Source organism: Campylobacter sp. RKI_CA19_01116, assembly GCF_025771405.1.
Taxonomy (GTDB): domain Bacteria; phylum Campylobacterota; class Campylobacteria; order Campylobacterales; family Campylobacteraceae; genus Campylobacter_D.
This window is the reverse complement of record NZ_JAKMQF010000013.1, coordinates 1-12,739: the sequence shown is the minus strand read 5'-3', so window position 1 is coordinate 12,739 and position 12,739 is coordinate 1. Positions and strand designations below refer to the sequence as shown.

Here is a 12,739-nt window from a genome sequence, read left to right as displayed (position 1 = left end):
AGAAGTAATTATTGCAATAGGTTTTAAATTTCTAATAATAGCAAATCTTACTAGAAGTAAAGCTATTATTATAGCTATAATAGCAATTATAATTTGTTGAAATAACAATCTATTTACTGCGTCAGTATATACAGATTCTTCTGTGATAGAACAGATTATATATTTAGGGTTTAAGCTTTGTGTACATGTTGCGACTTGAGTTTTACCTGTGCCATCTTTAGCATAAAATAAGGTTTCTTCTTTACTTGGATCAACTAAATCAGGATTAGCTTTTACAGCATTTGCTATATTAATACTTAAATCGTTTTTAGTAAGCATTCTTTCTTTGTCTTCATGGAAGGTTATAACACCTTCTCTATCATAAACTGCAACATAAGAACTATTAGAGTGTCCTAGTGATAAAACATCGGTTGAAAACCTTGAAAGGTCATAATCTCCTGCTGCAACACCTATAAATTTGCCATCTGAATAAATTGGTGCGGCATATGTTACAGTTACTTGACCGCTAGAAGCAGAGACATAAGGGTCGGTAACGATTAGTTTACCAGCAGCTTTTGCTTCTTTATACCAAGGTCTATTTTTAGTATCATATCCACTTGTGATATCGCTAATAACTTTGTTAGATCTGTAAGTTTTACCAGTGTCTTCAAATCCAATGTAAACAAGCTCAAAATCTGATGATTGTTTTAAGGTGCCTAAAATATCTATAATTTCGTCTTGATGCATATTTGGCTTGGAAGAGATCGAGTGTCCAAGAGAGTTTATTGCTGCTCTTTTTGAACTACCATAAAGTTCATATACCTTTGCAACATCTAGCATTGTTTTCATCTGTATTTCATACAGATAATCATTGATTGTTTTTTTAGATTCATAGTAGTTTATAACATTAACTACGGTTAAAATTGCTATAATTAACAAACAGGTTATAAATGTTAATTTACTTGATAAGCTTTTAAAGCTGAACATAAATACCTCCATTGCAATATTTTAAATTGATTAAATCAAATCCAGTTTTATAACATATTGATTATAAAAATATTATTAATTTTAATAAGTTTATTTGTTTATTGTAATTTTTTAAATTATTTTAAATTATTTTTTATATATCTTTAAGCTTTAATAGATATAATTTCAATTTTACATGCGGGAATAGCTCAGGGGTAGAGCACAACCTTGCCAAGGTTGGGGTCGCGAGTTCGAATCTCGTTTCCCGCTCCATTATCACCCGCCCGGGTGGTGGAATTGGTAGACACAAGGGACTTAAAATCCCTCGGAATTTTTCTTCCGTGCCGGTTCAAGTCCGGCCTCGGGCACCACTTTTTGGTAACTCAAGGCGACATAGCCAAGCGGTAAGGCATGGGCCTGCAAAGCCTTGATCTCCGGTTCGAATCCGGATGTCGCCTCCAATGCGATGTTAACACTTGATATTTTATTCTTTCGGGAGATGGCTGAGTGGTCGAAAGCGGCGGTCTTGAAAACCGTTGAGGGTCACACCTCCAGGGGTTCGAATCCCTTTCTCCCGGCCACTTTAACATAATTTTTCATATTTTTGTTTTCACATTTAAAAGATATTTCTTAATTTCTCTAAGAAATTAAGAAAATTATTCTAAGTCTAAAACCCCGCCTTTGCTAGCATTGCTTACAAGTTTTTGATACATTTTAAGCCATCTTGAATTTATTTGTTTATTTGGCATTTTAAAGTTTGCTTTGCGTTTGGTGATTTCATCTTGGTTTAAATTTGCATTGATACTGTAATTATCCACATCAATTTCTATCTCATCACCATCTTCCAAAAGCGCTATAAGCCCACCTTCTGCAGCTTCAGGAGAAATGTGACCTATACTAAGCCCTCTTGTAGCTCCGCTAAAACGACCATCTGTTATAAGTGCTACTTTAGCACCAAGTCCCATGCCTGTGAGCAATGAAGTTGGACTAAGCATTTCTTGCATGCCAGGTCCACCTTTTGGTCCTTCATAGCGTATCACACACACATTGCCTTCTTTAACTTTACCTTTTATAATTCCTTTAATGGCTTCTTCTTGAGAATTAAAACAAACCGCTTTACCTTTGAATTTACGTTCACCCATAATACCTGCAGTTTTTATCACGCAGCCTTGCTCTGCTAAATTTCCAAAAAGTATAGCAAGTCCACCTACATTCGAATAGGCATTGTCTATTTTTCTTATAATATTTTCATCTTTAATGCTAGCATTCTCAATGCGCTCTTTTAAAGTTTTTCCGCTAATATCTAGAGTATCAAGTTCTAAAATATGGCCTGGTTTTTTAGCTATTTCAGCCATTACTGCACTTACTCCACCTGCTTTGTGTATATCTTCCATATAAACAGTATTTAAAGATGGAGCAATTTTGGCTATATGAGCCACATTAGCACTGATGTGATTGAGTTCTTTTATATCCAAATTTACACCCGCTTCATAAGCAATGGCAAGCATATGCAAGATAGTATTTGAGCTTCCACCCATAGCCATATCAACAACTAAAGCATTGTTGATGGATTTTTTAGTAATGATATTGCGAATTTTAAAACGCTCATCCAGAGCAATCTCGCAAATTCTACGAGCAGCTTTTCTTAAAAGCTCTTCTCTTTCTTTGCTAAGTGCTAAAATAGTTCCATTTCCTTCAAGCGCTATGCCCATAGCTTCACATAAAGTATTCATAGAATTTGCAGTAAACATACCCGAGCAAGATCCACCGCTAGGACAAGCTTTGCATTCTATATCTTTTAAATCCTCTTCATTGATTTTTTTAGCCTCATAAGCCCCCACTGCTTCAAAAACAGAACTTAGGCTGATTTTTTCTCCGTGTTTATTTACTCCTGCTCGCATAGGCCCACCGCTCACAAAAATAGTCGGCACATTAACTCTTAAAGCCCCCATGAGCATACCTGGAGTGATTTTGTCACAATTTGGGATACAAATTAGTGCATCAAGTTGGTGTGCATTCATCACTGTTTCAATAGAGTTTGCTATGATTTCACGACTTGGTAAAGAATAAAGCATACCATCATGCCCCATAGCAATGCCATCATCTACACCTATAGTATTAAATTCAAAAGGAATGCAACCATTTTTGCGGATTTCATCTTTAATGATTTTTGCATATTCATTTAAGAAAAAATGTCCTGGGATGATATCTATATAGCTATTTGCTACACCTATAAAAGGCTTGTTAAAATCATCATCATTTAAGCCACATGCTCTAAGTAAAGAACGATTTGGTGCTTTTAAATGTCCTTTTTTGATCGCGTCACTTCTCATTTGTATCCTTTTTTAAAGTAAAAACTATCATTTTATGCTTTTATTTTGCAATTTTTGCTTAAATTTTTTAAACTTAAATGGTATTTTAAAGAAAATTATTTAAAATGTGCAATTATTTTGATTTAAGGAATGTAATGCTTTTAACTAATCCGGTATTTATAGGCGTTGTATTAATGACGCTTTTGTGTTTTTTTAGGTTTAATGTTTTGCTTAGTGTTTTGCTTTCTGGGCTTTTTGTAGGCGTTTGGTCTAAATTTATGCATATAGAGCATTTAACTTTGATGGAGTTTTTTACTCAACTTCCACAAGCTATGATGGATTCTATGAAAGTTTTAATTGACGGTATGCAAGGAAATTTACAAACAGCACTAAGTTATATTTTACTTGGAGCGGTGGCTGCTGCTATATCAAAAACTAATTTAACAGCATATTTGATTAAAATAGTTTCGCATTATATTTCACATAAAAAATACTTACTTATACTTTCTTTGGCATTTATTGCTTGTTTTTCACAAAATTTAATCCCTATCCACGTGGCTTTTGTGCCTTTATTGATCCCACCTTTGTTAAAGCTTTTTAATAAATTAAAAATAGACCGTAGAGCCATAGCTTGTGCGCTAACTTTTGGACTTACCACACCTTATATGGTGGTACCTTTGGGATTTGGGCTTATTTTTCAAACTTTGCTTGTGGATAATTTAAATTCAAATGGAGTGCAAATTAGCCTAGGGGAAGTTTCTCAAACTATGGCTTTTGCGGCTATTTGTATGCTAGTTGGCTTGTTTTTGGCTGTGTTTGTATTTTATGCTAAACCAAGAGAATATCAAGAAGAACAAATTGCCAAAATGGATTTTGAAAATTTAAAAATGAGTAAAAAAGAATGGGGCGTTTTAGCTGGTCTTTTGCTGACTTTAATTTTGCAAATTTTAACGCATAATTTACCTTTATCTGGACTTTTGGGTTTTGTATTGATGGTGGTTTTAGGTGGAGTAGAGTATAATAAAGTTAATCTAGTCTTTGATGATGGGCTTAAGATTATGGGTTATATAGCCTTTGTAATGCTTGTTGCTTCAGGGTATGGGGAGGTTTTAAAACAAAGTGGTGGTATAGCTGAGCTTGTAAAAACAAGCGTGCCTTTTATGGCACAAAGTCACTTTTTGGCTATTTTTATCATGCTAGCCATAGGGCTTTTAATCACCATAGGTATAGGCAGTTCTTTTGGCACTATTCCTATCATCGCTGCCTTATTTTGCCCTATATGTATAGAGCTTGGTTTTTCACCTGCTGCGATTATTTTTATCATCGGTGTTGCTGGAGCTTTAGGCGATGCAGGATCGCCTGCTAGTGAGACGACTTTGGGAGTGAGTGTAGGGCTTAATGCAGATAAGCAAGGTGATCACATTAAAGATACTTGTATACCAACATTTTTATGTTTTAATGGCTCTTTGCTTATCTTAGGTAGTGTTATAGCGTTTTGTTTGCTTTAATACATTAGTAAAATTCCGCTTGAGAGTCTGCTTGAAGATTTATTATACTCAATAAGACTCTCACCATAACCATTAAAATACTGAGTGTAAATATACAAGCCATTGTTGGAGATTTTATAAGCTCCGCTTATTTCCACTGCACCGCGGTTATTAGCAAAGTTTAAATTATTACGCCATAAGATATTGATAAAATAATCATCTTGAGTGTAAGCAAGATTGATATCAAAATTACCCAAATATTTTTCTATATCAGGATTATCATCCTCTGAGCTTTTTTCAGGAATTCTTAGCCAAACCCTAGGTATGAACACAAAGTCCCCAAAAAACCATGCATTGCTTAGATAAATTCTATTCCAAGATCTTGATTTTGGGTCATCTTGCCCGTTTGATTCGTGTAATAAACCAACGCGTACATTTTTTAAATTTTCAAAAGCTCCATGCCCACTTATAGGAAAATTGATGAAAAATTCAGGCAAATAATTAGTCTCCCTAAAAGGTGATGAATGCTCATAAAGCTGCCACCACGAAATTTGTGTATAAGCTATGTTATAGCTTTCGTTTAAACCCAAAAGATTTTCAAAAAGAGTTTTTTTAAGACTTACTTGAAATTTAGTTTCAGTGCTTTTATAATCTCTTTTGCTAAAACTATAAGAAACAGGCATAAAATAACTAAGATTATGCGTGCTAATACCAAAAGGATTGTATGATTTTTCTGTGCCAAGGTAATTTGCTAAAGCTTCGCTTCTTGGGTTGAAATCATCTATTTTATGTTCTTTTGTTGCATTTTGCTCATTGTTAAGAGAAAGTTCTAAATTTTTTGTTTTTGCTGTATCTTTTAAAGCTAAGCTTTTATAAATTTGCATAGCCTTTTTATACTCACCTTGTCTTTCATATTCTAAGGCTTGATTGATTAAATCTTCATTTGCTAAAGCACTAAAAGCACATATTATGGGTAAGATTGTCTTTTTCATGAAGCCACTTTTTGTATTCGTTAAAATAATTTAAATTTATAAACTCATTTTCATTTTTAAAATCTATAAATTCTGCTTTCATTGTATCACAAAAAAGAGCTAGTTTGTGGTTATTTTCTTGTAAAAATTGCAAAGTTTTTTCAAAATTTCTACCATGATAAAATCCACATAAATAATGCTTGTGTTTTTCTGTGCTTGCTAAGAGTATATTTTGTGATTTTAGATGATGAAAAAGTTTAAAAATACTTTCTTTGCTTATGTTTGGGCTATCCACGCTAAGGATAAATACATAGGTGTTTTGAAAATGTTTGAGTATGGAATTTAAGGCAATGAGTGGGGAATAGTTATTTAAATCCTCATCTAAAATAAGTGCTAAGTTTTTTTGATGAAATTTATCTTTTTTAGCGCTAATAAAAACTTGATTAAAAATTCTTGACATTTTTTCATACTGATAAAGAGTTAAGTTTTTATCATCTACTTGCAATAAGCTTTTATCTTTTCCCATGCGTGAAGACTTTCCGCCACATAAAATCACGCAAGGATAGGGAATTTTTTCACTCATAAAAACCTCATAAATTCATCAAAATATTTTATAATACATTTATGAAATATACAGATTTAATACAAATAAAAGATTATTTTAAACAATTTCAAAGGCTAAATTATCTCAAACGTCTTGATGATAATATCTTAGAGCTTAGCTTAGATCATCAAGCTTTTATACTAGATTTAACACGCGGAAAAAGTGGAATTTACCAAGATAAGCTCCAAGTAAAAGTCTATAACGCGCCTTTTGATTTTATGTTAAAAAAATACTTCTCTAATGCAAAGATTTTAAATTTAGAAGTATTAGAAAATAATAGAATTTTATCTTTTGAAGTTTTATCAGAAAAATCTTACAAAGCTTATGGGGCTAAGATTTATTTTGAATTTACAGGAAAAAACACTAATGTCATCATCACAGATACTAATGATATTATCATAGAAGCTTTGCGTCATATAGATAAAAGTTATCGTATTGTAAAAATAGGCGAAAAACTCCAAGCTTTAAAAGCTTATGAGATCAAAGAAGAATTTGTAAAGATTGATGATTTTAATGTGTATTTTAAAGAAAGCGCTAAAAAGTTACAGCAAGAGCGTTTAAAAGATATAAAAGAAAATAAACTTTTAAATGTAGATAAAAAAATTTTTACCCTTAAAGAGAGTGTAGAAAATTTAGAACAAGAAAGCAATTTATTAAAAAAAGCTCAAGAGTTAAGCCAAAAAGCAGATGTTTTATTTGCTAATTTAAATTCTTTAAAAGATTATCAAAGAGAATTTATTTTGCAAGATTTTAATTCAAATGAGCTTGCTTTTAAGCTTGAAGATACACCTAAAAACAGTGCGAATGAATTTTATAAAATAGCTAAAAAGTTAAAACAAAAGGCTAAAAATATTAATATAGAAAGAGAAATTTTAAGTGAAAAACTTGATTTTTTAATCAATTTAAAAGATTTAATCACTAAAAGCGCTTCTTTACGAGAATTAGAAGTTTTAATGCCTAAAAAAAGTAAAAAAACCAAAAAAGAAGAGTTAAACGCAGGGGTTAGTAGCTTTTATTTTGATGAGTTTAAAATCAGCGTAGGACGCAATGAAAAAGCTAATGAGTATTTATTAAAAATAGCTAAAAAAGATGATATTTGGTTGCATGTGAAAGATTATCCTAGTGCACATGTGATCATTACTTCAAATAAATTAAAAATAAGTCAATTAGTGCTAGAATTTGCCGCAAAGCTTTGTGTGGAATTTTCCAAGCTAAGTTCTGGAACTTATTTGGTCGATTATACGAGCAAGAATTTTGTTAAAGTTAGAGAGAAGGCTTTTGTAAATTATACAAATTATAAGACTATAAGCATTTTAAAGGAGTGAATATGCCTATAAGTCCCATAGGTGGTGTTAATTATGCTAACCAAAATGCACCGGTGCATTCAGCACAAGTGAGCAATGAACTAGCAAAAGACTCTTTTGCGACTTTGGTAAATATGAGTGAGTTTCAAGCAAAAGAAAAGGCGGTTGAAAAACTTGAAAAAGTTAATCAAACTCACGAAGTAAGTGATGAGGTAAAAGAAAGACAAGAGGAAGAAAAGAAGCATTCTAAACATCATCAAGAACAAGAAGAAAAAGATGAGCAAGAAGAAAAAGAGCAAGAAGTGGCTAAAAAAAGCTCTCATTTACTTGATTTAAGTATATAGAAAGGATAAAAATGTTTTCAAAGACAAGAATTCTTAGTGCTATTGTGATGATAGCTGTAATAGCTGTTGTTGCTTTAGTAGATAATTTTTTGATTAATTTTGCTATTTTTGGTGTTTTATTGTTTTTGGCATTTAATGAAGCAAAAGCTATGTTTAAAAGCAAACATGCAAGTGCCTTTGTGGCTTTGTGTATTTTTGCAATAGGAGCATTTTTAGATAAACCTTTCTTTATAGGCCTTATGGCTTTGATTTTGATTTTAGGATATTTAGTTTATAAAAAAAGTGAAAATTTAAATGAACTTATGCCTTATATATATCCTACTTTGCCTATTTTAATGCTTTATCAAGTATTAAGCTATGAGGGTATGTTTGTATTATTTTGGCTTATAGTGATTGTCGTTGCTTGTGATAGCGGGGCGTATTTTATAGGAAAACTCATTGGCGAGAGAGCTTTTTCTCCAACAAGCCCAAATAAAACTTTAGAAGGTGTAGTAGGTGGCATAGTTTGTGCAGGGATTTTAGGAACTATCATAGGTTCTTTTGAATTTAGCTTGGTAAAAAGTATTTATATATCTTTAATCGTAGCTATTTTTGCTGTGATAGGGGATTTGCTTGAGAGTTATTTTAAAAGACAAGCAGGCATTAAAGATAGCGGTAATTTAATCCCAGGACATGGGGGAGTTTTAGATAGAATTGATGCTGTTATCATTGCAGCATTTGCAATGGCAACTTTAGTATGATTGTACTTGGAAGCACAGGAAGTATAGGGGTTAATACTCTTTTTATTGCCAAAGAAAAAAACATAAGCATAGAAGCTTTATCTTGTGGTAAAAATATCAAGCTTTTAAATGAGCAAATAGCTCTTTTTAAGCCTAAATTTGTATGTATCCAAGATGAAAAAGATAAAACCTTGGTTGATCATGATAAGATTTTTTGTGGCCAAGAGGGCTTAAAAGCGATGATAGCTGAGTGTAAAAGCACTTTGGTGATAAATGCTATAGTGGGTTTTGCAGGGTTAAACTCAAGTCTTATGGTGCAAAAGCTTGGTAAAACTTTAGCCTTGGCAAATAAAGAAAGCCTAGTAGTAGCAGGGAAATTTTTTGATACTTCTAAGATTAAAGCCATAGATAGCGAACATGCAGCATTAAAATGTTTGATAGATAAAAGAAAAGATATTAAAAAGCTTTTCATCACAGCAAGTGGCGGAGCCTTTTATAATTATAAAATCAAAGATTTAAAAAATGTCAGCGTAAAAGAAGCTCTTAAGCATCCTAACTGGAGTATGGGGGCTAAGATCACCATAGATAGTGCTAGTATGTGTAATAAGCTTTTTGAAATCATCGAAGCTTATCATCTTTATGGCATTAAGCAAATAGATGCTTTGATAGAAAGAAAATCTTTAGTGCATGCTTTGTGCGAGTTTAAAGATGGTGGTATAAGTGCGTATTTTTCTCATGCAAATATGCGTTTATCTATAGCTCAAGCGATTTTAGATGAGCATGATCAAAGCTTTATAGAAAATTTAGATTTGTTAGCTATGTCAAGTTTAAAATTTGAAAAAATTAGTTTAAAAAAATATCCTATATTTTCACTCAAAGATGAACTTTTGAAAGAGCCTGACTTGGGCGTGATTATAAATAGTGCAAATGAGTATATGGTGTATCAATTTTTAGCTCATAAAGCGCAGTTTTTAGATATCGCTAAAGGAATTTTTAAAGCATTAGATCATTTTGGTGTGCCAAAGATTAACCAAATTGAAGATGTTTTTGAGTACGATAAACAAGTAAGGCTTTATTTAGATAAGGAAATGAAGTGAGATATTTTTTAAGTGTTTTGATTTTTATAAATGTGGTTTTTGCTTTAGAATTTAGTGTGAAAGAAAATGGAAAAAGTTTAGACGATAATAACACAGTTTTAATCCTTGGAGGCATACAAGGAGATGAGCCAGGTGGGTTTCATGCGGCTAGCTTGCTTTTGAGTGATTATAATATCACTAAAGGTAAAATCATCGTCGCGCCAAATTTGGCTTTTGAAAGTATTATTGCTAGAAATAGGGGAAATTTTGGAGATTTAAATAGAAAATTTGCCCATATAGATGAAAGCGATCCTGATTTTCACACCATAGAGCGTATAAAAAAGCTTATTTTAGACCCTGAAGTTAATATGGTCATAAATTTACACGATGGAAGCGGTTTTTATAGACCACAATATGAAAGCAAAGATAAAAATCCAAACCGCTGGGGCAATACTAGCATTATCGATCAAAGCGAAGTAAATTCTACTAAATATGCAGACTTAGAAAGCATAGCTAAAGAAGCGGTGGAAAATATCAATAAAGCCTTAGTAAAAGAAGAACATCAATATCATTTAAAAAACACCAAAACCCAAGAAAGTAATGATAAAGATATGCTAAAGGCTTTAACTTATTTTGTAGTGTCAAATCACAAAGCAGCCTTTGCTAATGAAGCGAGTAAAAATTTACCAACACATTTAAGAGTGTATTATCATCTTTTGGCGGTGGAGTATTATCTAAAAAAGGCAAATATAGAATTTCAAAGAACTTTTGAGCTAACTCCAAATGGGGTTTATAGAGCCATTGAAAAGCCTTTGGAGGTAAGACTTTTTAATGATAAAATTTTACTTTATCTTGACAAACCTACTAATGCTATAAATTTCTTGCCTTTCCCTGTTAATCAAGCTTTAAATTATGAAGCAAGCAATGAAATTACAGCGGTGATTTCAAACGCTAGTTCATACTCAGTCAATTACGGAAATCGCTTGCAAACTAGACTATATCCTGAATACTTTGAGTTTTCAAATGCCTTAGATAGTGTTGAAATGATAGTAGATGGAAAAAACATACAAACAAATTTTGCTCAAAAAATCATGGTAAAAAATAGCTTTAAAATTCCTTCTATTGTAGGTGTAAGGGTTAATGTCATAGGTTTTGATAGGGGCAATGATGAAAGTGGTATAGAAATTAGCAAAAATCAAATGCAAAGTCGTTATTCTTTAGATAAAAAAAGAAAAATTTATAGAGTGGAATTTTATGAGTTAAAAAATGCAAATTTAGCAGATCAAGCCTTAGAAAAAAAGACAAATTTTAAAGAAATCAAAAAAGCAAACATACCTGCAAAAGCTATAGAAAAAGCAGAGCAAAAGGACAAATTTATCGGTATGATTTTAGTGGAATTTCAATGAAAAGTTTAATCCTTGCTATAGAAAGCTCGTGTGATGATAGTTCTATTGCTATCATAGATAAAAACAGCTTTGAATGCATTTTTCATACAAAGATTTCTCAAGAAAATGCTCATAGTGTTTATGGTGGGGTGGTGCCTGAGCTTGCAGCAAGATTGCACAGTGAAGCCTTACCTAAAATCTTAGAAAAATGCCAAAAATACTTTGATAAGCTTTGTGCCATAGCAGTTACAAATGAGCCTGGTCTTAGTGTGAGTTTGATAGGTGGGGTTGCTATGGCTAAAATGCTTGCTATTAGTCTAAATTTACCACTTATAGCGATTAATCATCTAAAAGGACATATCTACTCTATGTTTTTAGATAAAAAAGCTAGTTTTGATATGGGTGTGTTGCTTGTAAGTGGTGGGCATACTATGGTACTTTTTATCGATAAGCAAGGTAAAATCACAGAACTAGCAAGAACAAATGATGATAGCTTTGGAGAAAGTTTTGATAAAGTAGCAAAAATGATGGAGCTTGGTTATCCTGGCGGGGCTATCATAGAAAATTTAGCTAAAAATGTAAAAGAAAGTGATTTAGAATTTAGCATACCTTTGCTTCATTCTAAAGACTTAGCTTATAGTTTTTCAGGACTTAAAAACCAAGTGCGTTTGGAAATTTTAAAAGAAGAGCTAAGCTTAGAGCGTAAAAGCAAAATAGCCTTTGCATTTCAAAAAGCAGCCATAGCGCATATTTTAAACAAGTTAGAAAAAATTTTTAAAGAGTATAAATTTAAGCGTTTTGGTATAGTAGGTGGAGCTAGTGCAAATTTAAACCTAAGAAGTCAAATAGAGCATTTATGCCAAAGCTATCAATGTGAACTTTTGCTAGCTCCGCTTGAGTATTGTTCAGATAATGCTTTGATGATAGCAAGGGCAGCTTGTGAGGCTTATGAGCGTAAAGAATTTGTAAGTATTGAAAATGATCTTATAAGCCCTAAGGTGAAAAATTTACAAGGTGTATTATGAAAAAGGCTTTTACTATTATAGAACTTGTGTTTGTGGTGATTATACTCGGGGTTTTAGCAGCAGTTGCTCTGCCAAAATTTAGCGCGAGTAAAGATGAAGCAAGTACAGCTCAAGCTTTAGGAAATTTAAAAACTTTTATCAATGATGTAAGTTCTTATGTGTTAAAAAATGAAAGTCTTTCAAGTATAGCTTTGATGAGTAATGTAGCAAATATAAAAAATGAAGATTTATCAAATTTGCAAAATTCCACCAAAGAACTTGATTTTAGTGTGGGAAATGATGAGCAGTGTTTTAAAGTGCTTTTTGTAGATAAAGAAAGCATTTTGCTTTTAGCACTTATGGTAGATAATGCTCAAAAAAGTAAAGTCCAAAATATAGCAGATTTAAAAAATCAAGCTTTGAAAGATCCTAAAAATCAAAGTATAAAAACTCAACTAGATGAGGCTTTAAATGCTTTTAGTCAAAGTGAATTTGCAAGCACTTCAAAGTCTAAGGCTTGTCAAAGTTTAATCCACTCTAAAGCTTTTAAAGACTTAGCTACTAGGGTATATTTTTTAAGTGGTGGTT

12 protein-coding genes and 4 tRNA genes are annotated in these 12,739 nt (G+C 32.2%); 12 read left to right on the top strand and 4 right to left on the bottom strand.

The features are described 5' to 3' along the window. Positions 1–726: cache domain-containing protein (locus L8U41_RS07660; protein WP_263703152.1), on the bottom strand; the 726-nt coding region annotated here is incomplete at its 3' end. A 417-nt stretch (positions 727–1,143) separates the two neighbouring features. On the opposite strand from L8U41_RS07660, the gene L8U41_RS07655 reads away from it, so the two are divergent. The 4 genes from L8U41_RS07655 (at position 1,144) to L8U41_RS07640 (ending at position 1,526) form a co-directional block, all read left to right on the top strand. Beyond that, positions 1,144–1,218 (top strand) — tRNA-Gly (locus tag L8U41_RS07655). A 9-nt stretch (positions 1,219–1,227) separates the two neighbouring features. Continuing rightward, positions 1,228–1,316, top strand: a tRNA-Leu gene (locus L8U41_RS07650). A gap of 16 nt (positions 1,317–1,332) precedes the next feature. Next, positions 1,333–1,406: transfer RNA gene (locus L8U41_RS07645), tRNA-Cys, on the top strand. A 32-nt stretch (positions 1,407–1,438) separates the two neighbouring features. Then, positions 1,439–1,526: transfer RNA gene (locus L8U41_RS07640), tRNA-Ser, on the top strand. A 75-nt stretch (positions 1,527–1,601) separates the two neighbouring features. Here the strand turns inward: L8U41_RS07640 and ilvD are convergent. Then, positions 1,602–3,278 carry a dihydroxy-acid dehydratase gene (gene ilvD, locus L8U41_RS07635; protein WP_263728235.1) on the bottom strand — a complete coding sequence of 559 codons (1,677 nt, stop codon included), beginning with the start codon at positions 3,276–3,278 and terminating at the stop codon, positions 1,602–1,604. A gap of 134 nt (positions 3,279–3,412) precedes the next feature. On the opposite strand from ilvD, the gene L8U41_RS07630 reads away from it, so the two are divergent. Beyond that, entirely contained in the window at positions 3,413–4,765 is a 1,353-nt protein-coding gene (locus L8U41_RS07630; protein WP_412175033.1) for a Na+/H+ antiporter NhaC family protein, read from the top strand. On the opposite strand, the gene L8U41_RS07625 is transcribed toward L8U41_RS07630, so the two are convergent. Together L8U41_RS07625 and L8U41_RS07620 are read right to left on the bottom strand one after the other, a co-directional pair. Further along, positions 4,762–5,736, bottom strand: a complete 975-nt coding sequence (locus tag L8U41_RS07625) for a phospholipase A (protein ID WP_263703150.1) — start codon at positions 5,734–5,736, stop codon at positions 4,762–4,764. The genes L8U41_RS07630 and L8U41_RS07625 overlap by 4 nt on opposite strands. Further along, a complete protein-coding gene (locus tag L8U41_RS07620) occupies positions 5,699–6,298 on the bottom strand; it encodes an NTP transferase domain-containing protein (protein WP_263728234.1) in 600 nt (199 codons plus the stop codon). Before L8U41_RS07620 ends, L8U41_RS07625 begins: the two co-directional genes overlap by 38 nt. Before the next feature lie 41 nt (positions 6,299–6,339). On the opposite strand from L8U41_RS07620, the gene L8U41_RS07615 reads away from it, so the two are divergent. The 7 genes from L8U41_RS07615 to L8U41_RS07585 all read left to right on the top strand — a co-directional run. Beyond that, entirely contained in the window at positions 6,340–7,644 is a 1,305-nt protein-coding gene (locus tag L8U41_RS07615; protein ID WP_263728233.1) for an NFACT RNA binding domain-containing protein, read from the top strand. Between the two features lie 2 nt (positions 7,645–7,646). Further along, positions 7,647–7,967, top strand: coding sequence for a hypothetical protein (locus L8U41_RS07610; RefSeq protein WP_263687860.1), 321 nt, complete (start codon positions 7,647–7,649; stop codon positions 7,965–7,967). An 11-nt stretch (positions 7,968–7,978) separates the two neighbouring features. Next, on the top strand, positions 7,979–8,707 hold the full coding sequence (locus L8U41_RS07605; RefSeq protein WP_087700494.1) for a phosphatidate cytidylyltransferase: 729 nt from the start codon (positions 7,979–7,981) through the stop codon (positions 8,705–8,707). Beyond that, positions 8,704–9,783 (top strand): 1-deoxy-D-xylulose-5-phosphate reductoisomerase, encoded by a 1,080-nt coding sequence (dxr, locus tag L8U41_RS07600; RefSeq protein ID WP_263728232.1) that lies wholly within the window; start codon positions 8,704–8,706, stop codon positions 9,781–9,783. Before L8U41_RS07605 ends, dxr begins: the two co-directional genes overlap by 4 nt. Next, a complete protein-coding gene (locus L8U41_RS07595; protein ID WP_263728231.1) occupies positions 9,780–11,168 on the top strand; it encodes a M99 family carboxypeptidase catalytic domain-containing protein in 1,389 nt (462 codons plus the stop codon). The genes dxr and L8U41_RS07595 overlap by 4 nt, the downstream gene beginning before the upstream one ends. Beyond that, positions 11,165–12,172 (top strand): tRNA (adenosine(37)-N6)-threonylcarbamoyltransferase complex transferase subunit TsaD, encoded by a 1,008-nt coding sequence (tsaD, locus tag L8U41_RS07590; protein ID WP_263728228.1) that lies wholly within the window; start codon positions 11,165–11,167, stop codon positions 12,170–12,172. The genes L8U41_RS07595 and tsaD overlap by 4 nt, the downstream gene beginning before the upstream one ends. Next, a partial coding sequence (locus tag L8U41_RS07585) for a prepilin-type N-terminal cleavage/methylation domain-containing protein (RefSeq protein WP_318529798.1) occupies positions 12,169–12,739 on the top strand: 571 nt, incomplete at its 3' end. The genes tsaD and L8U41_RS07585, both read left to right, overlap by 4 nt.